General features: G+C 70.5%; 29 protein-coding genes. 21 read left to right on the top strand and 8 right to left on the bottom strand.

Annotated features, from left to right (window positions below):
* Positions 1–3 precede the first annotated feature (3 nt).
* Positions 4–735, bottom strand: coding sequence for an alpha/beta fold hydrolase (locus ABD875_RS18615; RefSeq protein ID WP_345180974.1), 732 nt, complete (start codon positions 733–735; stop codon positions 4–6).
* A 22-nt stretch (positions 736–757) separates the two neighbouring features.
* Here ABD875_RS18615 and ABD875_RS18610 point away from each other — a divergent pair, with 22 nt between their 5' ends.
* On the top strand, positions 758–1,753 hold the full coding sequence (locus ABD875_RS18610; protein WP_345180970.1) for a stage II sporulation protein M: 996 nt from the start codon (positions 758–760) through the stop codon (positions 1,751–1,753).
* On the opposite strand, the gene ABD875_RS18605 is transcribed toward ABD875_RS18610, so the two are convergent.
* Genes ABD875_RS18605 through ABD875_RS18575 form a run of 7 tightly spaced genes read right to left on the bottom strand, consistent with a single transcriptional unit; the run spans position 1,750 to position 8,448 of the window.
* Positions 1,750–3,042 carry a DUF58 domain-containing protein gene (locus tag ABD875_RS18605; RefSeq protein WP_345180968.1) on the bottom strand — a complete coding sequence of 431 codons (1,293 nt, stop codon included), beginning with the start codon at positions 3,040–3,042 and terminating at the stop codon, positions 1,750–1,752. The two genes, ABD875_RS18610 and ABD875_RS18605, sit on opposite strands and share 4 nt — an antisense overlap.
* Positions 3,039–4,004, bottom strand: coding sequence for an AAA family ATPase (locus ABD875_RS18600; RefSeq protein ID WP_345180965.1), 966 nt, complete (start codon positions 4,002–4,004; stop codon positions 3,039–3,041). Before ABD875_RS18600 ends, ABD875_RS18605 begins: the two co-directional genes overlap by 4 nt.
* Positions 4,001–5,098 carry a DUF4350 domain-containing protein gene (locus ABD875_RS18595; protein ID WP_345180963.1) on the bottom strand — a complete coding sequence of 366 codons (1,098 nt, stop codon included), beginning with the start codon at positions 5,096–5,098 and terminating at the stop codon, positions 4,001–4,003. The genes ABD875_RS18600 and ABD875_RS18595 overlap by 4 nt, the downstream gene beginning before the upstream one ends.
* Positions 5,095–5,694, bottom strand: coding sequence for a DUF4129 domain-containing protein (locus ABD875_RS18590; protein WP_345180961.1), 600 nt, complete (start codon positions 5,692–5,694; stop codon positions 5,095–5,097). Before ABD875_RS18590 ends, ABD875_RS18595 begins: the two co-directional genes overlap by 4 nt.
* The gene (locus ABD875_RS18585; RefSeq protein WP_345180959.1) at positions 5,691–6,812 is read right to left on the bottom strand and encodes a hypothetical protein; all 1,122 of its coding nucleotides are present in this window, start codon (positions 6,810–6,812) and stop codon (positions 5,691–5,693) included. Before ABD875_RS18585 ends, ABD875_RS18590 begins: the two co-directional genes overlap by 4 nt.
* A gap of 23 nt (positions 6,813–6,835) precedes the next feature.
* The gene (locus tag ABD875_RS18580; protein ID WP_345180956.1) at positions 6,836–7,327 is read right to left on the bottom strand and encodes a carboxymuconolactone decarboxylase family protein; all 492 of its coding nucleotides are present in this window, start codon (positions 7,325–7,327) and stop codon (positions 6,836–6,838) included.
* Complete coding sequence (locus tag ABD875_RS18575) at positions 7,324–8,448, bottom strand: NAD(P)H-dependent amine dehydrogenase family protein (protein ID WP_345180954.1); 1,125 nt, start codon at positions 8,446–8,448, stop codon at positions 7,324–7,326. The genes ABD875_RS18580 and ABD875_RS18575 overlap by 4 nt, the downstream gene beginning before the upstream one ends.
* 386 nt (positions 8,449–8,834) lie before the next feature.
* Between ABD875_RS18575 and rpsJ the strand changes: the two genes are divergently transcribed.
* The 20 genes from rpsJ to rpmD all read left to right on the top strand — a co-directional run bounded on the left by rpsJ (position 8,835) and on the right by rpmD (position 18,149).
* Positions 8,835–9,143, top strand: a complete 309-nt coding sequence (rpsJ, locus tag ABD875_RS18570) for a 30S ribosomal protein S10 (RefSeq protein ID WP_008360994.1) — start codon at positions 8,835–8,837, stop codon at positions 9,141–9,143.
* Between the two features lie 11 nt (positions 9,144–9,154).
* A complete protein-coding gene (rplC, locus tag ABD875_RS18565; RefSeq protein ID WP_345180951.1) occupies positions 9,155–9,811 on the top strand; it encodes a 50S ribosomal protein L3 in 657 nt (218 codons plus the stop codon).
* 203 nt (positions 9,812–10,014) lie between these two features.
* Entirely contained in the window at positions 10,015–10,596 is a 582-nt protein-coding gene (rplD, locus tag ABD875_RS18560) for a 50S ribosomal protein L4 (RefSeq protein ID WP_425576199.1), read from the top strand.
* On the top strand, positions 10,593–10,898 hold the full coding sequence (gene rplW, locus ABD875_RS18555) for a 50S ribosomal protein L23 (RefSeq protein ID WP_243058887.1): 306 nt from the start codon (positions 10,593–10,595) through the stop codon (positions 10,896–10,898). Before rplD ends, rplW begins: the two co-directional genes overlap by 4 nt.
* 29 nt (positions 10,899–10,927) lie before the next feature.
* Positions 10,928–11,764: a 50S ribosomal protein L2 gene (gene rplB / locus ABD875_RS18550; RefSeq protein WP_345180946.1), complete on the top strand. Its 837-nt coding sequence runs from the start codon at positions 10,928–10,930 to the stop codon at positions 11,762–11,764.
* Between the two features lie 5 nt (positions 11,765–11,769).
* Positions 11,770–12,051, top strand: a complete 282-nt coding sequence (rpsS, locus tag ABD875_RS18545) for a 30S ribosomal protein S19 (protein WP_343909183.1) — start codon at positions 11,770–11,772, stop codon at positions 12,049–12,051.
* Positions 12,048–12,470: a 50S ribosomal protein L22 gene (gene rplV / locus ABD875_RS18540; protein ID WP_345180943.1), complete on the top strand. Its 423-nt coding sequence runs from the start codon at positions 12,048–12,050 to the stop codon at positions 12,468–12,470. The genes rpsS and rplV overlap by 4 nt, the downstream gene beginning before the upstream one ends.
* On the top strand, positions 12,470–13,315 hold the full coding sequence (rpsC, locus tag ABD875_RS18535; protein WP_345180941.1) for a 30S ribosomal protein S3: 846 nt from the start codon (positions 12,470–12,472) through the stop codon (positions 13,313–13,315). Before rplV ends, rpsC begins: the two co-directional genes overlap by 1 nt.
* 3 nt (positions 13,316–13,318) lie before the next feature.
* Entirely contained in the window at positions 13,319–13,738 is a 420-nt protein-coding gene (rplP, locus tag ABD875_RS18530) for a 50S ribosomal protein L16 (protein WP_345180939.1), read from the top strand.
* Complete coding sequence (gene rpmC, locus ABD875_RS18525) at positions 13,738–13,980, top strand: 50S ribosomal protein L29 (protein ID WP_345180937.1); 243 nt, start codon at positions 13,738–13,740, stop codon at positions 13,978–13,980. The genes rplP and rpmC overlap by 1 nt, the downstream gene beginning before the upstream one ends.
* Positions 13,977–14,246 carry a 30S ribosomal protein S17 gene (rpsQ, locus tag ABD875_RS18520; protein WP_243058880.1) on the top strand — a complete coding sequence of 90 codons (270 nt, stop codon included), beginning with the start codon at positions 13,977–13,979 and terminating at the stop codon, positions 14,244–14,246. Before rpmC ends, rpsQ begins: the two co-directional genes overlap by 4 nt.
* Before the next feature lie 144 nt (positions 14,247–14,390).
* Positions 14,391–14,759, top strand: coding sequence for a 50S ribosomal protein L14 (gene rplN / locus ABD875_RS18515; protein ID WP_017932847.1), 369 nt, complete (start codon positions 14,391–14,393; stop codon positions 14,757–14,759).
* Between the two features lie 2 nt (positions 14,760–14,761).
* The gene (rplX, locus tag ABD875_RS18510) at positions 14,762–15,124 is read left to right on the top strand and encodes a 50S ribosomal protein L24 (protein ID WP_345180932.1); all 363 of its coding nucleotides are present in this window, start codon (positions 14,762–14,764) and stop codon (positions 15,122–15,124) included.
* On the top strand, positions 15,124–15,696 hold the full coding sequence (gene rplE, locus ABD875_RS18505; RefSeq protein ID WP_345180929.1) for a 50S ribosomal protein L5: 573 nt from the start codon (positions 15,124–15,126) through the stop codon (positions 15,694–15,696). The genes rplX and rplE overlap by 1 nt, the downstream gene beginning before the upstream one ends.
* 1 nt (position 15,697) lies before the next feature.
* On the top strand, positions 15,698–15,883 hold the full coding sequence (locus tag ABD875_RS18500; RefSeq protein ID WP_011757321.1) for a type Z 30S ribosomal protein S14: 186 nt from the start codon (positions 15,698–15,700) through the stop codon (positions 15,881–15,883).
* Between the two features lie 70 nt (positions 15,884–15,953).
* Positions 15,954–16,361, top strand: a complete 408-nt coding sequence (gene rpsH / locus ABD875_RS18495; RefSeq protein ID WP_345180927.1) for a 30S ribosomal protein S8 — start codon at positions 15,954–15,956, stop codon at positions 16,359–16,361.
* Positions 16,362–16,389: 28 nt separating this feature from the next.
* Positions 16,390–16,929, top strand: a complete 540-nt coding sequence (gene rplF, locus ABD875_RS18490) for a 50S ribosomal protein L6 (protein ID WP_345180925.1) — start codon at positions 16,390–16,392, stop codon at positions 16,927–16,929.
* Between the two features lie 2 nt (positions 16,930–16,931).
* Complete coding sequence (gene rplR / locus ABD875_RS18485) at positions 16,932–17,315, top strand: 50S ribosomal protein L18 (RefSeq protein ID WP_345180923.1); 384 nt, start codon at positions 16,932–16,934, stop codon at positions 17,313–17,315.
* 34 nt (positions 17,316–17,349) lie between these two features.
* Positions 17,350–17,967: a 30S ribosomal protein S5 gene (rpsE, locus tag ABD875_RS18480; protein WP_243058874.1), complete on the top strand. Its 618-nt coding sequence runs from the start codon at positions 17,350–17,352 to the stop codon at positions 17,965–17,967.
* Complete coding sequence (gene rpmD / locus ABD875_RS18475) at positions 17,967–18,149, top strand: 50S ribosomal protein L30 (protein WP_085873116.1); 183 nt, start codon at positions 17,967–17,969, stop codon at positions 18,147–18,149. Before rpsE ends, rpmD begins: the two co-directional genes overlap by 1 nt.

The raw sequence follows: 18,149 nt of genomic DNA, 5'->3' as shown, positions 1-18,149 counted from the left end.
CGCTCAGTCTAGGAGCGTCCGCAGGATCTGATCCCAGCCGGCCAGCAGCGTGCTGAAGTGGGCCGCCGGGTCGTTCGGCCAGGTGTGCACCGGGCAGCGGACGTCGGCGAGCGTCGCGTCCCAGGGCCGGAACAGCAGGGCCGCGTCCCGCAGGTAGCCGTCGTGGTCCGTCAGTGCCTCGCGGACCGAGGCCGCGACCTGCTCCGGCGTACGACGCGACGCGAGCAGGGCCGCGTCGGTCGGCGGGAGCTCCGCGAGGAACCGCGCGGCCAGGGCCGCGTCGTCCGGGTCGGCCGGGTCGAGGCGCGCGACCCACGCCTCGAACTCGGGCCGGACGCGTCCGTCGTCCTCGCGGGGCCGCTCTTCCGGTGGTGCCACGAGCCCGAGCGTGCGGACCCGGTCGGGGTGGCGCGCCGCGCACGCCAGGGCGTACGGCGCGCCGACCGACATCGACAGCGCCGCGAAGCGGCCGATGCCCAGGAGGTCGGCGGCGGCGACCGCGTCGTCGGCGACGGTGGCGTGGGAGGACGCGTGCCGGTCCGAGCGGCCGTATCCAGGGCGGTTCACCGCGACCAGCCGCGCACCGGTCCGGGCGGCCGCGTCGGCGCCGGTCATCGCGGCGTGCCGCGTGTCAGGGCAGCCGTGGAAGAACAGCACCACCGGCCCGTCGCCCCCGCTGTCCCAGAACTGCGCGGACCTGCCGTCGGGCAGCCGGAGGAGGTCGCTCGCGGTCACCTGCGCACCCTAGGCTCTCGTCATGGATCTCGACGCGTACGTCGCCGCGCACGCGTTCGAGTGGCAACGCCTCGAGGCCCTCACCAAGAAGCGCCGGCTCACCGGGGCCGAGGCCGACGAGCTGGTCGAGCGCTACCAGCAGGTCGCGACGCACCTCTCCGTCGTCCGCACCTCGGCGCCCGACCCGTCACTGGTCGCGCACCTGTCGTCGCTGCTCTCGCGAGCGCGCAACCGCGCCGCAGGCGGCCGCACGGGAACCTGGCGCGGCGTGCAGCTGTTCTTCACCGACCGCTTCCCGGCCGCGCTGTACCGGCTGCGGTGGTGGTGGATCACCACGCTCGTGGTGAACGTGGTCGTGACCGGCGTGATGATCTGGTGGCTGCTCGACCACCCGCTCGTGGAGCAGAGCCTGCTCTCGCCCGCCGAGGTCGACCAGCTGGTCAACCACGACTTCGAGGACTACTACAGCGAGTACGCCGCCAGTCACTTCGCGGCGCAGGTGTGGGTCAACAACGCGTGGGTCGCCGCGCTCTGCCTGGCGCTCGGGATCCTCGGGTTCCCGATCGTCTACCTGCTCTTCACGAACATGGCGAACGTCGCGATCCTCGGCTCGATCATGATCCGGCACGACCACGGCGCCCACTTCTGGGGGCTGCTGCTGCCGCACGGCCTGCTCGAGCTGACCGCGGTCTTCGTCGCCGCCGGCGTCGGGCTCAAGCTGTTCTGGTCGTGGGTCGAGCCGGGTGAGCTGACCCGCTCCCAGTCGATCGCCCGCGAGGGCCGGACGGCGGGCACGGTCGCGCTCGGCCTGGTCGCGGTGCTGTTCGTCAGCGGCGTCATCGAGGCGTTCGTGACCCCGTCCGGCCTGCCCACCTGGGCCCGCGTCGGCATCGGGATCCTCGCCGAGGCCGTGTTCTTCGCGTACGTGTTCGTGCTCGGCCGCCAGGCGTTCCACCGCGGCCAGACCGGCGACGTCGACGCGTCGCTGCTGGAGGACCGAGTCGCGACCCAGGCCTAGAGAAGTCCCCGCGCCTTCAGCGCCAGGTAGTGGTCGGCCAGCGCCGGCGGCAGCTTCTCGGCGTCGGCGTCGACCACGTCCACGCCGAGCGCGCGCAGCAGTCCCGCGGTGTGCCGGCGCCGGTCGATGACCTGCTCGGCCGCGGCGGCGTCGTACACCTCGTCGACGGTCGACCGGCGGGCCGCGAGCTCCTCGAGCGCGGGGTCGCGCACGGACGCGAGCACCACGCGGTGGTGGTGGGTCAGCGTGGGCAGCACCGGCAGCAGGCCCTCCTCGACCGCCGACGGCTCCAGCGGGGTCAGCAGCACGACCAGTGCGCGCTGGCGGCCGAAGCCCGTGACCGCGCCGGCCAGCGAGCCCCAGTCGGCCTCGGCGATCACCGGCTCGAGGTCGGCCATCACCTCCTGCAGGTTCGCGGCGACGTCGCGGGCGCCCGCCGACCGCAGCCGGGCGCGGACCCGCCGGTCCCCGGCCACGAAGTCGATCCGGTCGCCGGCCCGCGCGGCGAGCGCCGACAGCAGCAGCGCCGCGTCCATCGCCGAGTCCAGACGGGGTACGTCGCCGACGCGGCCGGCCGAGGTGCGCGAGGTGTCGAGCACCAGCACGACGCGGCGGTCGCGCTCGGGCTGCCAGGTGCGCACCACCACGTTGCGGTTGCGGGCGCTCGCCCGCCAGTCGATGGACCGCACGTCGTCGCCGCGGACGTACTCGCGCAGCGAGTCGAACTCCGTCCCCTGGCCGCGCACCCGGATCGCCGCCCGGCCGTCGAGGTCGCGGAGCCGGGCCAGCCGGCTCGGCAGGTGCTTGCGCGACTCGAACGGCGGCAGCGAGCGGACCGTCCCCTCGACCACCTGCGTGCGCTGCCGGGCCGCCAGGCCGAGCGGACCGCGCAGGCGCACGGTGACGCCGACGGCGCGCAGGTCGCCGCGCCGGCGCGGCAGCAGCGGAGTCCGCAGGACGGCCCGGCCGCCGCCGTCGAGCTGGAGGCGGTGCCGGTTCCCGGTCGCGCCGGCCGACGGCTGCCAGGCGTCGCGCAGCAGCCCGTGCACCCGGCGGCGGGAGGTGTTGGTGACCAGCAGCCGGGTCTCGGTGGGCTGGCCGAGCCGCACCGTGCCCGCCGGCGACCGGACGATCGTCAGGGCCGCGGGGGAAGGGGCGAGCAGCAGGTCCAGCCCGACCAGCAGCGCGACCGCGAGCACCCAGAGCCACATGGTGCCGATGCCCGGGCGCAGCACGACCGCCACCACTCCGAGGAGCAGCAGCAGCGGGACGCGACCGGAGATGCTCATCGAGGCACGGGCACCGATCCGAGGGCGGAGGCCAGCACCTGTGCGACGTCGACACCCTCCAGCTCGGCCTCGGGGCGCAGGCCGAGCCGGTGCACGAGCGTCGCGTGCGCCAGCGACTTCACGTCGTCCGGCGTGACGAAGTCGCGGCCGGTCAGCCAGGCCCACGCGCGCGCCGATCGCAGCAGGGCGGTCGCGCCACGCGGGCTGACCCCCAGGCTCAGCGACGGCGACTCCCGCGTCGCGCGGGCGATGTCGACGATGTAGCCGGCCACCTCGGGCGACACCTGCACCTGCCCGACCGCGGCCCGTCCGGCCTCGATGTCGGCCGCCCCGGCGACCGGCGTCACTCCGGCGCCGGTGATGTCGCGCGGGTCGAAGCCGGCGGCGTGCCGGCGCAGGATCTCCAGCTCGGCCTGCCGGTCCGGGATCGGCAGCACGACCTTGAGCAGGAACCGGTCCAGCTGCGCCTCGGGGAGCGGGTACGTCCCTTCGTACTCGACCGGGTTCTGCGTGGCGGCGACGAGGAACGGCCGGGGCAGCGGTCGCGAGACGCCGTCGACGGAGACCTGCCCCTCCTCCATCGCCTCCAGCAGCGCCGACTGCGTCTTCGGCGGCGTCCGGTTGATCTCGTCGGCGAGCAGCAGGTTCGTGAACAGCGGGCCCTCGCGGAAGCGGAGCTCGCCCTGCTTGCTGTCGATCACCATCGAGCCCGTGATGTCGCCGGGCATCAGGTCGGGGGTGAACTGCACCCGCCGGGTGTCGACGGACAGCGCGCCCGCCAGGGTGCGCACGAGCAGCGTCTTCGCCACCCCCGGCACACCCTCCATCAGCACGTGCCCGCCGCACAGCAGCGCGACGAGCAGCCCGGAGACGGCGGCCTCCTGGCCGACCACGGCCTTCGCCACCTCGGTGCGTACGGCGGCCAGCCGCTCGCGCGCGTCACCTGCAGGGATCTCGGTCATGGTCGGCGTACCTCTCTGTCGAGCTCGGCCAGTCGGTTGGCCAGGGTGATCAGGTCGTGGTCGGTGGCGGGGACCGGCGCGCTCGCGCCGAGCAGGATGTCGACCTCCTCGAGCGGCACCCCGGTGTGCCGCGCCAGGTCGCGCACGAGGGTCGCGGTGTCGGCCTGCGGCCCGAGACCGAGCCGGTCCGCCGCGCGCACGCGCGCCGCCGAGCGCAACGCGGCTGCGGCGTGTGCCCGGTCGCCGGCCTTGCGGTAGAGCCGGCCGCGACTCCGCGTGGTCTCGATCGCCTTCACGACGACCGGCAGCGGCTCGCGGGCGAGCGCGCCCAGCCGCCGAGCGCGCCAGAGCAGCAGCACCAGGCTCGTGATGACGAGCAGCCACAGCGTGGGCCGCAGCCAGTCCGGCAGCAGCGTCGTCAGGCTGACGCCGTCGTCGGCCACCAGGTCCTCCACCGTCGGGACGTACCAGACCAGCCGCTGCTGCTGGCCGAGCAGCCGGAGCACGACGGCCGCGTTCTCGGCGCGCAGCACCTGGTCGTTGGTGAGCGCCTCGCCGGCGCCCATCAGCACCAGCCCGTCGCGCGGCTCCACCAGCAGCGCGCCGTACTTCCCGGGGAAGCAGCCACCGTCGGCGGGGTACTCCGACGCCTCGTCGACCTCGATCGAGAGCCCGGCGTACGTCGGGTCGGTGCAGCGCGCCGGCCGGGGCTCGTCGATCGCCACGGAGAAGGGGAGGTCGGCGATCCCGAACGCGCCGGTCGTGCCCGGTCCGGGCTCGACGAGCACCAGCCGAGCGTCGCGGGCGTGGGTCCGGAGCCGGCCGATCGTGCTCTCGCCGAGCTGGTCGGTGGAGGTGACCAGCACCGTCGCGCCGTCGGCGTCGGTCGCCTCGAGTGCGTCCGCGTCTCGGACCACCGTGACGTCGACGCCCTGGTCGGCCAGGACCCGCGCCAGCGCCTGGGCGCCGTCGGGGTCGGGGTTGGCCGGGTCGAGGTAGCCCGCGCGCCGGTCGGCGGTGCCGCCGACCAGGACCACGACGACCGCGACCACCAGGCCGGCGACGATCAGCAGGGCCGAGCGGTGCCGCCTCATGGCCGGCCCGCCAGGACGTCGTCGAGCTCCAGCACGCCACGGGCCTGGGCGCTGGTCGCCGGCCGGTCGCCGTACCGGACGGAGTCGAAGAGCGCTGCGGTGACGTCCACCCGCTGGCGCTGCCCGGGGTGCGCGGCGCCGACCGCCGTCGCGACCTCGTGCGCGGTCGCGCCGGGCAGGTCGTCGAGCAGGCCGTGCTCGACCTGGCGGACGGCGAGCGCGCGGAAGCCGTCGACGACCGCGTCCGCGTTCCGGCCCTCGGCCAGGGCGCGCTCGGCGCGCTCACGCAGCTCGCGCGCGGTCAGGGTCTCGTCGGTGATGACCGCGCGCCGCTCCTTCGCCACCCGAGCGGTACGCCGCGCGCGCGACAGCAACAGCGCGAGGGCGGTGGCGAGCGCGAGGAACGCGACCATCGCGGCGAAGGTCGAGAGGGGCGGCGCGTCGGACGCGGCGTTGACGGTGTCGTCGATCGCCCGGCCGATCCAGTCGAGGAGCTGCTGGAAGACGTCGCGGTCGTGGTACTCCGGACGCACCAGCTCGCGCTCGAACAGCGAGCGCGCCTCGTCTCCCGACGGGTCGAGCGGGGGCTCGGTCACGAGGAGGTGATCCCGGCCTGGGCCATCAGCTCGACGTCGTACGCCTCCTTGCGCATCCGCTGGTCGAGGTACTGCAAGGAGGTGACCGCGGCCGTGAACGGCGCGGTGAAGGCCGCCGCGAGCACCGAGCCCACCGCGGACAGCACGACCACGAGCAGCGGCGCCCACTGCGACGACACCACGCCGGCGCCGACGATCTGGGCCGCCAGCGTGAAGGGGAACGACAGCATGCCGCCGGCGATCTGCACGATGACCAACGTGAGGACACCGATGCCGAACGTGCGCCAGTACTGCCGCGACGTGAGGCGGTAGCCGCGACCGATCGCCCGGAACACCGTCGTCCGCTCGATCATCAGCGCCGGGACCGGCAGGTAGTAGACGCGGATCCAGAACCACAGCATGAGCACCGTGAACGCCGGCACGGACACGATCCCGAACACCACGATCGCCCAGGTCGGCAGCAGCAGCACGACCGGGATCCACAGCACGACGTACGCCACGACGAGCGCGAGGGTCGCCAGCGCGAGCAGGAGGGTGAGCCCGATCAGCCGCCAGCGCGACCCGTGCGTCGCCGACCACGCCTCGCCGAGCGTGAGCCGGCGCCCGATCGCCGCGGCGGCGGTGACGTGGGCGATCATCCCGGTCACCAGGACGATGCCGACCGACTGGAGGAGCGCGCCGATCGTCAGCGAGCCGAAGCTGCCGACCACCGCGATCAGCTCGGCCGTGGTGATCTCGCCACCGGCGTCGGCGGTGAAGTCGACCAGGACCGTCAAGATCGCGGTGACGACGATCGGGACCGCCATGGCCGCGGCGGTCACGAGGACCGCGGACCCGACGGTCGCCTTCGGGTTGAAGCGGATGATGCGGAACGCCGCGTCGTAGATGTCACCGAGCGCCAGCGGGCGCAGCGGCATGGCGCCGGGCTTGTGGGCGGCGCCGAGCATCCCGGGGGCGAACCCGGGCGGGACACCGGGTGGGACACCGGGTGGGACACCGGGCGGCGGCGACGGCGCGGCCCACTGCGGCAGCGGCCAGGGTGCCCGGGCCGGCGCAGGCGGGGGCTGCCAGCCGGGCGGCGGAGGCCCCGGCGGCGGGTACCCCTGGTCGCCCGACATGGGCCCAACCTAGTGGCTGGACGCTAGTGGCTGGCCAGGTGACTCGGGAGCACGCACGCGGCGTCCAGGCCGAGCACGTGGTTGAGCCGGCCGAAGGCCAGCCACGAGCCCAGGCACATCGACAGCTCGACGATCTCCTTGTCGGTGTAGTGCGTCTTCATCCGGGTCCAGAACCCGTCGTCGAGGCCGTGGTGGTCCTCGGCGTAGCGCTCGGCGTACTCCGCCGCGAGCCGGGTGCGCTCGTCGAAGTCGGGGGTGATCCGCCAGTCGGTGACCGCGTCGGCGAACGTCTCCTCGACCTTGGTGCCGTCCCGCTCCGTGCGCCAGTCCTGGCAGAACAGACAGCCGTTGATCTGGGCGATGCGCAGCCGCGCGGCCTCGAACTCGCGCAGCCCGAGCGTCGAGTGCTCGTAGACGGCCATCGAGAACTTCGAGGCGGGGACGCCGATGCCCGGCACCATCTCGCCCCAGACGTACATGATCGGGTCCTTGCCCTCCGGGACGTCGACGATCACGAGGTGCTCCTTCCGATGCGCCCGTGGGCGGGCGAGAGAGGTACGTCGAGGCCGTCGTACAGGCCCGGCTCGACGGTGGTCAGCCACGGGATCGCGTTGACCAGGCGATTGGCGGCGGTGGCGTTGCCGCCGGCGGCCCTGTTGCCGCCCTCGTCGGTCGCCTCGAGGCTCACCTCGATGCGTGGCCGGCCCTCGATGACGACGCGGTGCGCGCCCGCGCCGCCGTCCGGTGGCACCGGCCAGTCGGGTGCACAGCCGGGGTCGATGCGGGTCACGTGCTCGACCACGATCCGCGGCTCGCCCGCCACCAGGCCCTGCACCTCGAAGCGCAGCGCGCCCTGGGTGCCCGCGCCGAACAGGCCCATGCCGTTGGTGACGTCGGTGTCCAGCGGGCGCCGCTCGAGCGTCTCGCGGATCTCGTCGAGCTCGACCCCGAGCGCGCGGGCGATCATCCGGACCTGCCCGCCCCAGACCATCGTGGGCACGCCGGCCGCCACCATCGGCGGCTCGTAGTCCATCGCCTCGCCCATCCCGACCAGGAACCGCACCGAGTCGGGCTGGTCGTAGGTCGAGTAGTCGAAGATCTCCTGGCAACGCACCTCCTCGACGGTGCCGGCCAGCCCGCTGAGCAGCACCGGCAGCACGTCGTTGCCCCAGCCCGGGTCGACCCCGCTGGCGAAGAACGCGGACGCCCCCTGCTTGGCGGCGTCCAGCAGGGGAGCGGTCACCTCGTCCGGGGCGCTGCGGTGGTCGTAGAGCGCGTACAGCGCGGGGGTGACCACGGCCCGCCCGGCCCGCAGGCAGCGCGCCACGTCCTCCAGGGCGGCGTCCGGCCGGATGTCTCCCGACGCCATGTAGGCGACGGCCCGCGCACCGCCGAGTGCGGCGTCGACGTCGGTGGTGGTGAGGACGCCGAGGTCGCGGCCCAGGTCCGCCAGGTCGCCGGCGTCGCGGCCGGCCTTCTCGGGGGAGGACGTGATGACCGCGCTGAGTTCGAGGCCGGGGTGGGCCGCCACCGAGCGGATCGCCGCGCGACCCATGTTGCCGGTGCCCCACACCGCGACGGGTACCGTCGTACCCGCCCCGGAGGCACCGGAATAGAACGTGTTCTCGTCCGCCATGCAGGGACCATAGCCGAGCGCGGCGGGCCCCGGAATGGCATCGGTCGGTTCGATTTGGCCTGCTGCGGGATCTCTGCCAAGATAGTCCGGTTGCTTCGGCTGGGTTGCCGGGGTGCACCACATCTTGACTTCTGAATCGCGTCTCCTGACAGGTCAGTCGTCGGCATGTGCCGCACCGAACCTGGAGACCCGATCTGCTCGACGAACCGTCGGGCGCCATCCAACACCAGCGAGATCCCGGTCTCGTGTTGTGCGAAACAAGCACGACACGCCCGACCGCGGGGGTCGGAGCCGGGGCGGGATGGGAAGCACGGGGTGGGACCGACTCAATTCGGAGGACGTCCCGGGACAAGCACGCGGTACTGATGGAGAAGGACGAGCTACCTATGGCGGGACAGAAGATCCGCATCAGGCTCAAGGCCTATGACCACGAGGTGATCGACACCTCGGCGCGCAAGATCGTGGACACGGTCACCCGCACGGGTGCCAAGGTCGCCGGCCCGGTGCCGCTGCCGACCGAGAAGAACGTCTACTGCGTCATTCGCTCGCCGCACAAGTACAAGGACTCCCGCGAGCACTTCGAGATGCGCACGCACAAGCGCCTCATCGACATCATCGACCCCACGCCGAAGACCGTCGACTCGCTGATGCGCCTCGACCTGCCTGCCGGCGTCGACATCGAGATCAAGCTCTGAGGTCGCCTGACATGACTTTCGAACGCAATGTGAAGGGCCTGCTGGGCACCAAGCTCGGCATGACCCAGCTCTGGGACGAGAACAACCGCGTCGTCCCCGTGACCGTGATCGCGGCCGGCACCAACGTGGTGACCCAGGTCCGCACCCCCGCCGCCGATGGCTACAACGCCATCCAGGTCGGCTTCGGTGAGATCGACGGCCGCAAGGTGAACAAGCCGCAGGCCGGCCACTTCGGCAAGGCCGGGACCACCCCGCGCCGCCACGTGGTCGAGATCCGCACCGCCACCGCGCCGGAGTACACCGTCGGCCAGGAGCTGCCCGTCGACACCTTCGCCGCCGGCGACGAGATCGACGTGACCGGCACCAGCAAGGGCAAGGGCTTCGCGGGCACGATGAAGCGCCACGGCTTCGCGGGTGTCTCCGCGTCGCACGGTGCGCACCGCAACCACCGCAAGCCGGGCTCGATCGGCGCGTGCGCCACGCCCGGTCGCGTGTTCAAGGGCGTCCGCATGGCCGGCCGGATGGGTTCTGACACCGTCACGACCCAGAACGTCACCGTGCACGCCGTCGACGTCGAGAAGGGCCTGATCCTCCTCAAGGGTGCCGTCCCCGGCCCCAAGGGTGGTCTCGTGGTCCTGCGCTCGGCCGCCAAGAAGACGGAGGTCTGATCATGGCTGAGAACGAGAAGACCACTGCCGAGGAGACGGCGGCCGAGAAGCCCGCCAAGAAGACCGCGGCCAAGAAGACCGCTGCGAAGAAGACGGCCGAGAAGCCGGCTGCTGAGAAGCCCGCCGCGAAGAAGACCCCCGCCAAGAAGGCTGCCGCCAAGCCGGCCGCCCCCAAGGCCGTCAAGGTCGACTTCCCCGCCGAGATCTTCGACGTGGAGCTCAACATCCCGCTGATCCACCAGGTCGTCGTGGCCCAGCAGGCTGCTGCTCGCCAGGGCACGCACGCCACCAAGACCCGCGGCGAGGTCCGCGGTGGTGGCCGCAAGCCCTACAAGCAGAAGGGCACCGGCCGCGCCCGCCAGGGCTCGACCCGCGCGCCGCAGTTCGCCGGCGGTGGCACCGTCCACGGCCCGCAGCCGCGCAGCTACGACCAGCGCACCCCCAAGAAGATGAAGGCCGCCGCCCTGCGCGGTGCCCTCTCCGACCGGGCCCGCAACGACCGGATCCACGTCGTGGACTCGATCATCGCCGCGGAGAAGCCGTCGACCCGCACCGCGCTCGCGGCGCTGTCGACGCTCGCCGAGCGTGACCGCTTCCTCGTCGTGCTCGAGCGGACCGACTCGGTCACCTGGCTCTCGCTGCGCAACGCGCCGCAGGTGCACATCGTGGCCGTCGACCAGCTCAACACCTACGACGTGCTGGCCGCTGACGACGTGGTGTTCACGCAGGGCGCCTACGACGCCTTCGTGAACGGCACCGCCAAGACCGAGGAGGCTGCCAAGTGAGCACCCTGCACAAGGACCACCGCGACATCCTGCTCGCGCCGGTCGTGTCCGAGAAGAGCTACTCGCTCCTCGACGCGAACAAGTACACCTTCCTGGTGCACCCGGACGCGAACAAGACCGAGATCAAGATCGCGGTCGAGAAGGTGTTCAACGTCAAGGTGACGTCGGTCAACACGATCAACCGCCAGGGCAAGACGCGCCGGACCCGCAACGGTCTCGGCAAGCGCAAGGACACCAAGCGCGCGATCGTCAGCCTCGCCGAGGGCCACCGCATCGACATCTTCGGAGGTCCGGTCTCCTGACCGGGCAGCTGGATAACGAGGACTGAGACATGGCTATCCGTAAGTACAAGCCGACTACCCCGGGCCGTCGCGGCTCGTCGGTCGCCGACTTCGTCGAGATCACCCGGACCACTCCGGAGAAGTCGCTGACGCGTCCGCTGCCCAAGAAGGGCGGCCGCAACAACCAGGGCCGGATCACCACCCGGCACCAGGGTGGCGGTCACAAGCGCGCCTACCGCATCATCGACTTCCGTCGCTACGACAAGGACGGCGTTCCGGCCAAGGTCGCTCACATCGAGTACGACCCCAACCGCACCGCGCGCATCGCGCTCCTGCACTACGCCGACGGCGAGAAGCGCTACATCATCGCGCCGAAGGACCTGGCGCAGGGCATCCGCGTGGAGTCCGGCCCGAACGCCGACATCAAGCCCGGCAACAACCTGCCGCTGCGCAACATCCCGGTCGGTACCACCATCCACTGCGTGGAGCTGCGTCCGGGCGGCGGCGCGAAGATCGCCCGCTCGGCCGGCAACAGCGCCCAGCTGGTCGCTCGTGAGGGCTCGCGCGCCACGCTGCGCATGCCGTCGGGCGAGATGCGCTACGTCGACGTGCGCTGCCGCGCCACCGTCGGCGAGGTCGGCAACGCCGAGCAGTCGAACATCAACTGGGGCAAGGCCGGCCGTATGCGCTGGAAGGGCAAGCGCCCGACCGTCCGCGGTGTCGTCATGAACCCGGTCGACCACCCGCACGGTGGTGGTGAGGGCAAGACCTCCGGTGGTCGCCACCCGGTCTCCCCCTGGGGCAAGCCCGAGGGCCGCACGCGCAAGCGCAAGGCCTCCGACTCCCAGATCATCCGCCGTCGCAAGACCGGCAAGGGTAGGAAGTAACTGAGATGCCTCGCAGCCTGAAGAAGGGCCCCTTCGTCGACGACCACCTTCAGAAGAAGGTGGACGCGGAGAACGAGAAGGGCACCCACAACGTCATCAAGACCTGGTCGCGCCGCTCGATGATCGTGCCGGACATGATCGGTCACACGATCGCCGTGCACGACGGTCGCAAGCACGTTCCCGTGTTCGTGACCGACGCGATGGTCGGTCACAAGCTCGGGGAGTTCGCCCCGACCCGCACCTACCGCGGACACGTCAAGGAAGACCGGAAGGGACGCCGTCGATGAGCACCACTGAGCGCATGCGCACCAGCGCGCGTCGCGAGTCGCTCCTGGGCGACCAGCCGGGCGCCTACGCGAGTGCCCGCTACCAGCGGATCACCCCGATGAAGGCCCGCCGTGTCGTCGACATGGTCCGCGGCCTCCCCGTCGACGAGGCCCTGGCCCTGCTGCAGTTCGCGCCGCAGGCCGCCTCGGAGACCGTCTACAAGGTGCTGGAGAGCGCCATCGCCAACGCCGAGACCACTGAGGGTCTCGACCGCGGCGACCTGGTGATCTCCAACGCGCAGGTGGACGAGGGTCCGACCATGAAGCGCTGGCGCCCCCGGGCCCAGGGCCGCGCGACCCGCATCAACAAGCGGACGAGCCACATCACGCTCGTCGTGCAGCCGGCTGACGTCGCTGCCAAGAAGGGTGGAAAGAAGTAATGGGTCAGAAGATCAACCCGAACGGTTTCCGCCTGGGCATCTCGACCGACCACAAGAGCCGTTGGTACGCCGACAAGCTCTACAAGTCGTACGTCGGTGAGGACGTCGCGATCCGCAAGCTGCTCTCCAAGGGCATGGAGCGGGCCGGCATCTCCAAGGTCGAGATCGAGCGCACCCGCGACCGGGTCCGCGTGGACATCCACACCGCCCGCCCGGGCATCGTCATCGGCCGCCGCGGCGCCGAGGCCGACCGCATCCGCGGCGAGCTCGAGAAGCTCACCGGCAAGCAGGTCCAGCTGAACATCCTCGAGGTCAAGAACCCCGAGATCGACGCGCAGCTGGTCGCCCAGGGTGTCGCCGAGCAGCTGTCGGGCCGCGTGCAGTTCCGTCGCGCCATGCGCAAGGCGATGCAGACCTCGATGCGTTCGGGTGCCAAGGGCATCCGGATCCAGTGCTCCGGCCGCCTCAACGGCGCCGAGATGTCGCGCACCGAGTTCTACCGCGAGGGTCGCGTCCCGCTGCACACGCTGCGTGCCGACATCGACTACGGCTTCTACGAGGCCCGCACGACCTTCGGCCGCATCGGCGTGAAGGTCTGGATCTACAAGGGCGAGGTCGCCGGCACCCGTGCCGAGCGCCAGGCTCAGGCCGCTGCCCGCGCCGGTGTCCCCGGCCGCGGCGGTGCGCGTGACGGCGCCCGCGGCGGTGCCCGTGGCGCCGACCGTCCGACCCGTGGCTCGCGCAGCGACCGTCCGACGCGTTCGGACCGTGGCGACGCCGCTCCGACCGCTGACGCTCCGGCCGAGTCCGCAGCGCCGGCCGCTGAGACTCCGAAGGAGGCCTGAGCCATGCTGATGCCCCGTCGTGTCAAGCACCGCAAGCAGCACCACCCCAAGCGGACCGGTGCGGCCAAGGGCGGCACCCGGCTCGCCTTCGGTGAGTTCGGTATCCAGGCGATCGAGGGTCACTACGTGACCAACCGGCAGATCGAGTCGGCCCGTATCGCCATGACCCGTCACATCAAGCGTGGCGGCAAGGTCTGGATCAACATCTACCCGGACCGCCCGCTGACCAAGAAGCCTGCCGAGACCCGCATGGGTTCCGGTAAGGGTTCGCCGGAGTGGTGGGTCGCCAACGTCAAGCCGGGCCGTGTCATGTTCGAACTCTCCGGTGTGGACGAGGCTGTTGCCCGCGAGGCCATGCGCCGTGCGATGCACAAGCTGCCGATGAAGTGCCGGTTCATCTCCCGCGAAGCAGGTGAATTCTGATGGCTACCACTGCTCACGAGCTCGACGAGCTGAACGCCGTCGACCTCGAGGCCAAGCTGCGTGAGGCCAAGGAGGAGCTCTTCAACCTCCGCTTCCAGGCGGCCACCGGCCAGCTGGAGAGCCACGGCCGGCTCCGCACGGTCAAGAAGGACATCGCCCGGATCTACACCGTGGTGCGTGAGCGCGAGCTCGGCATCCGGACCACCCCGGGTCAGGACAGCAACGAGGATGGTGACGCATGAGCGAGCAGACCGCAGAGCGGAACGCCCGCAAGACCCGTGAGGGCCTGGTCGTCTCCGACAAGATGGACAAGACCGTGGTCGTGACCGTCGAGGACCGCGTGAAGCACGCGCTCTACGGCAAGGTCATGCGCCGCACGAGCAAGCTCAAGGCACACGACGAGCAGAACGAGTGCGGCATCGGCGACCGAGTCCTGATCATGGAGACCCGCCCGCTGTCGGCCACGAAGCGCTGGCGCGTCGTCCAGGTCCTCGAGAAGGCGAAGTAAGCGAGCGGTGACCGAGCTCGCTCGTGTCACCCGAGCGCACAAGCTTTAGCCGCCGAAGGCGGCCGAAGGCCAAGTAATCCACCCGTTCGGCCAGGCTCAGCGCCCGCGAGGCGATGAGAACCGGCACGACAAGCAGGAGAAGAAATGATTCAGCAGGAGTCGCGACTCAAGGTCGCCGACAACACCGGTGCGAAGGAGATCCTTTGCATCCGTGTTCTCGGTGGCTCGGGTCGGCGCTACGCCGGTATCGGCGACGTCATCGTCGCCACCGTGAAGGACGCGATCCCCGGTGGCAACGTGAAGAAGGGTGACGTCGTCAAGGCCGTCATCGTGCGCACCGTCAAGGAGCGCCGCCGCCCGGACGGTTCGTACATCCGCTTCGACGAGAACGCCGCCGTCATTCTGAAGAACGACGGCGAGCCGCGGGGCACCCGCATCTTCGGCCCCGTCGGTCGCGAGCTGCGCGAGAAGAAGTTCATGAAGATCATCTCGCTCGCACCGGAGGTGCTCTGAACATGGCCAAGAGCGTGAACATCAAGAAGGGCGACACCGTCAAGGTGATCGCCGGCAAGGACAAGGGCGCCGAGGGCAAGGTCATCCAGGTGCTCCGTGAGGAGCAGCGGGTGATCGTCGAGGGCGTGAACCGCATCAAGCGGCACACCAAGGTCGTGAACCAGGGCGGTCGCGCCGGCACCACCGGCGGCATCATCACCGCCGAGGCGCCGATCCACGTGTCGAACGTGATGCTCGTCGAGGGCGACGGCGTGACCCGGATCGGCTTCCGCCGTGACGAGGTCACCAAGCGCCGCCCGGACGGCTCGACCTACAAGGCGGAGCGCTCCGTGCGCATCTCCCGCAAGACCGGTAAGGAAATCTGATGACCGAGACGACTGCGTCTGCCGCGGTTACCCCGCGTCTCAAGACCCGGTACCGCGAGGAGATCCTCCCCGCGCTCCGCTCCGAGTTCGACATCGCCAACGTCATGCAGGTGCCCGGCCTGACCAAGATCGTGGTCAACATGGGCGTCGGCGAGGCGGCTCGCGACTCGAAGCTGATCGAGGGCGCGGTCAAGGACCTCACCGCGATCACCGGCCAGAAGCCGCTGGTGACCAAGGCCCGCAAGTCCATCGCGCAGTTCAAGCTGCGTGAGGGCATGCCGATCGGTGCGCACACCACGCTGCGCGGCGACCGGATGTGGGAGTTCCTGGACCGCCTGCTGTCGCTCGCGCTGCCGCGTATCCGCGACTTCCGGGGCCTGAACCCGAACCAGTTCGACGGCCGGGGCAACTACACCTTCGGTCTGACCGAGCAGGTCATGTTCCACGAGATCGACCAGGACAAGATCGACCGCTCGCGCGGTATGGACATCACGATCGTCACCACCGCCACCAACGACGAGCAGGGTCGCGCGCTGCTGAAGCAGCTCGGCTTCCCGTTCAAGGAGAACTGACATGGCGAAGACCGCGCTCAAGGTCAAGGCCGCTCGCAAGCCGAAGTTCGCTGTCCGCGGCTACACCCGCTGCCAGCGCTGCGGCCGGCCGAAGGCCGTCTACCGCAAGTTCGGCCTGTGCCGCATCTGCCTGCGGGAGATGGCGCACCGCGGCGAGCTGCCCGGCGTCACCAAGTCCTCCTGGTAATCCCTCACACACGTTGAAGGTCGGCAGTCCACCGTGACTGTCGAAACCACGGCGAGAAAGAAAACCCATCATGACGATGACTGACCCGATCGCAGACATGCTCACTCGTCTGCGCAACGCCAACCAGGCGTACCACGACGCGGTTTCCATGCCGTACAGCAAGCTCAAGCAGGGCGTCGCGGAGATCCTCAAGCAGGAGGGCTACATCACGTCGTTCGACGTGAAGGACCCGGCCGAGGGCGAGGTCGGCAAGACGCTGACCATCACCCTGAAGTACGGCCGCAACCGCGAGCGCTCGATCGCAGGTGTCCGCCGCATCAGCAAGCCCGGTCTCCGGGTGTACGCCAAGCACACGGGTCTCCCGAAGGTGCTCGGCGGCCTGGGCGTCGCGATCATCTCGACGAGCCAGGGCCTGCTGACCGACCGCCAGGCGAACCAGAAGGGCGTGGGTGGGGAAGTCCTCGCCTACGTCTGGTAACGACGAGACCGAGAAGGAGAACACAAGCATGTCGCGTATTGGCAAGCTCCCCGTTGCGGTCCCGTCCGGTGTCGACGTCGCGATCGACGGCGCGCAGGTGACCGTGAAGGGCCCGAAGGGCACGCTGTCGCACACCGTTGCCGCGCCGATCACGGTCGAGAAGGGCGACGGCGTCCTCGACGTCAAGCGCCCCGACGACGAGCGCCAGAGCAAGGCGCTCCACGGCCTGACCCGCACGCTGGTCAACAACATGGTCGTCGGTGTCACCGAGGGCTACGAGAAGAAGCTCGAGATCGTGGGCGTGGGTTACCGCGTCCTGTCCAAGGGTCCGACCCAGCTGGAGTTCCAGCTCGGCTACTCGCACCCGATCACGTTCAACGCTCCTGAGGGCATCACCTTCGCGGTGGAGGGTCCGACCAAGCTCGGCGTCCAGGGGATCGACAAGCAGCTGGTCGGCGAGGTTGCCGCCAACATCCGCAAGCTGCGCAAGCCTGAGCCTTACAAGGGCAAGGGCGTTCGCTACGCGGGTGAGCACATCCGCCGCAAGGTCGGAAAGGCTGGTAAGTGACCATGGCGATCTCGCTTTCGAACAACAAGCACACTGCCAAGCGGGTCAAGTCCCGTCTGCGTCGGCAGGTCCGCGGCCGCAAGAAGCTGCACGGCACCGCCGAGCGCCCGCGCCTGGTCGTCACCCGCTCCTCGAAGCACATCAGCGTCCAGGTCGTCGACGACCTGGTGGGCAAGACGCTCGCGTCCGCGTCCACCATGGAGTCGGACCTGCGCGGCTTCGAGGGTGACAAGACCGCCAAGGCCAAGAAGGTCGGCGAGCTCGTCGCCGAGCGCGCCAAGTCCGCTGGTGTCGACGGGGTCGTCTTCGACCGCGCCGGCAACAAGTACCACGGTCGCATCGCGGCCCTGGCCGACGGCGCTCGCGCCGGCGGCCTGACCTTCTGATCGCACAGACAAGTAAGAGAGAAGAGGAAGTCTCATGAGCGGAGCCCAGCGCGGACAGCGTGGTGGCGAGCGCCGTGGTGGACGCGACGACCGTCGCGGCCAGGGTGCTGACAAGACCGCCTACATCGAGCGCGTCGTTGCGATCAACCGTGTCGCCAAGGTCGTGAAGGGTGGTCGTCGCTTCAGCTTCACCGCCCTCGTGGTCGTCGGCGACGGTGAGGGTCTCGTTGGCGTCGGCTACGGCAAGGCCAAGGAAGTCCCGGCAGCGATCGCCAAGGGTGTCGAGGAGGCGAAGAAGAACTTCTTCCGCGTCCCCCGCATCCAGGGCACGATCCCGCACCCGGTCCAGGGCGAGAAGGCCGCCGGCGTGGTCATGCTGCGCCCGGCCGCTCCCGGTACCGGTGTGATCGCCGGTGGTCCGGTGCGTGCGGTACTCGAGTGCGCCGGCATCCACGACATCCTGAGCAAGTCGCTCGGGTCGTCGAACCAGATCAACATCGTGCACGCGACCGTCGAGGCCCTGAAGATGCTGGAGCAGCCCGAGGCTGTTGCGGCCCGCCGTGGCCTCCCGGTCGAGCAGGTCGCCCCGGCGGCCCTGCTCAAGGCTCGCGTCGAGGTCCCGGCCGGCGTGTCGGCGGAGGTGTCGTCCTGATGGCGCAGCTCAAGGTCCAGCAGAAGAAGGGCACCGTCGGCATCAAGGCCAACCAGCGCGAGACCCTGCGCACGCTCGGTCTCAAGCGCATCGGCGATGTCGTCGTCAAGGAGGACCGCCCGGAGATCCGCGGCATGGTCAACACCGTCCGTCACCTCGTGACGGTCGAGGAGGTGGAGTGA

Source organism: Nocardioides caricicola (genome assembly GCF_039541135.1).
Classification (GTDB): domain Bacteria; phylum Actinomycetota; class Actinomycetes; order Propionibacteriales; family Nocardioidaceae; genus Nocardioides; species Nocardioides caricicola.
This window is presented reverse-complemented; position numbering and strand designations above follow the sequence as displayed.

Excerpts from the sequence above, each read along its gene's own strand:
- rplB (WP_345180946.1), top strand. The coding sequence starts at position 10,928 with ATGGCTATCCGTAAGTACAAGCCGACTACCCCGGGCCGTCGCGGCTCG.
- ABD875_RS18610 (WP_345180970.1), top strand. The coding sequence starts at position 758 with ATGGATCTCGACGCGTACGTCGCCGCGCACGCGTTCGAGTGGCAACGC.
- rpsQ (WP_243058880.1), top strand. The coding sequence starts at position 13,977 with ATGAGCGAGCAGACCGCAGAGCGGAACGCCCGCAAGACCCGTGAGGGC.
- ABD875_RS18500 (WP_011757321.1), top strand. The coding sequence starts at position 15,698 with ATGGCGAAGACCGCGCTCAAGGTCAAGGCCGCTCGCAAGCCGAAGTTC.
- ABD875_RS18585 (WP_345180959.1), bottom strand. The coding sequence starts at position 6,812 with ATGTCGGGCGACCAGGGGTACCCGCCGCCGGGGCCTCCGCCGCCCGGC.
- rpsJ (WP_008360994.1), top strand. The coding sequence starts at position 8,835 with ATGGCGGGACAGAAGATCCGCATCAGGCTCAAGGCCTATGACCACGAG.
- rpmC (WP_345180937.1), top strand. The coding sequence starts at position 13,738 with ATGGCTACCACTGCTCACGAGCTCGACGAGCTGAACGCCGTCGACCTC.
- rplV (WP_345180943.1), top strand. The coding sequence starts at position 12,048 with ATGAGCACCACTGAGCGCATGCGCACCAGCGCGCGTCGCGAGTCGCTC.
- ABD875_RS18605 (WP_345180968.1), bottom strand. The coding sequence starts at position 3,042 with ATGAGCATCTCCGGTCGCGTCCCGCTGCTGCTGCTCCTCGGAGTGGTG.
- rpsE (WP_243058874.1), top strand. The coding sequence starts at position 17,350 with ATGAGCGGAGCCCAGCGCGGACAGCGTGGTGGCGAGCGCCGTGGTGGA.
- rplX (WP_345180932.1), top strand. The coding sequence starts at position 14,762 with ATGGCCAAGAGCGTGAACATCAAGAAGGGCGACACCGTCAAGGTGATC.
- rpmD (WP_085873116.1), top strand. The coding sequence starts at position 17,967 with ATGGCGCAGCTCAAGGTCCAGCAGAAGAAGGGCACCGTCGGCATCAAG.
- rplR (WP_345180923.1), top strand. The coding sequence starts at position 16,932 with ATGGCGATCTCGCTTTCGAACAACAAGCACACTGCCAAGCGGGTCAAG.
- rplE (WP_345180929.1), top strand. The coding sequence starts at position 15,124 with ATGACCGAGACGACTGCGTCTGCCGCGGTTACCCCGCGTCTCAAGACC.
- rplF (WP_345180925.1), top strand. The coding sequence starts at position 16,390 with ATGTCGCGTATTGGCAAGCTCCCCGTTGCGGTCCCGTCCGGTGTCGAC.
- rplP (WP_345180939.1), top strand. The coding sequence starts at position 13,319 with ATGCTGATGCCCCGTCGTGTCAAGCACCGCAAGCAGCACCACCCCAAG.
- rplN (WP_017932847.1), top strand. The coding sequence starts at position 14,391 with ATGATTCAGCAGGAGTCGCGACTCAAGGTCGCCGACAACACCGGTGCG.
- rpsS (WP_343909183.1), top strand. The coding sequence starts at position 11,770 with ATGCCTCGCAGCCTGAAGAAGGGCCCCTTCGTCGACGACCACCTTCAG.
- ABD875_RS18595 (WP_345180963.1), bottom strand. The coding sequence starts at position 5,098 with ATGAGGCGGCACCGCTCGGCCCTGCTGATCGTCGCCGGCCTGGTGGTC.
- rpsC (WP_345180941.1), top strand. The coding sequence starts at position 12,470 with ATGGGTCAGAAGATCAACCCGAACGGTTTCCGCCTGGGCATCTCGACC.
- ABD875_RS18575 (WP_345180954.1), bottom strand. The coding sequence starts at position 8,448 with ATGGCGGACGAGAACACGTTCTATTCCGGTGCCTCCGGGGCGGGTACG.
- rpsH (WP_345180927.1), top strand. The coding sequence starts at position 15,954 with ATGACGATGACTGACCCGATCGCAGACATGCTCACTCGTCTGCGCAAC.
- rplC (WP_345180951.1), top strand. The coding sequence starts at position 9,155 with ATGACTTTCGAACGCAATGTGAAGGGCCTGCTGGGCACCAAGCTCGGC.
- ABD875_RS18600 (WP_345180965.1), bottom strand. The coding sequence starts at position 4,004 with ATGACCGAGATCCCTGCAGGTGACGCGCGCGAGCGGCTGGCCGCCGTA.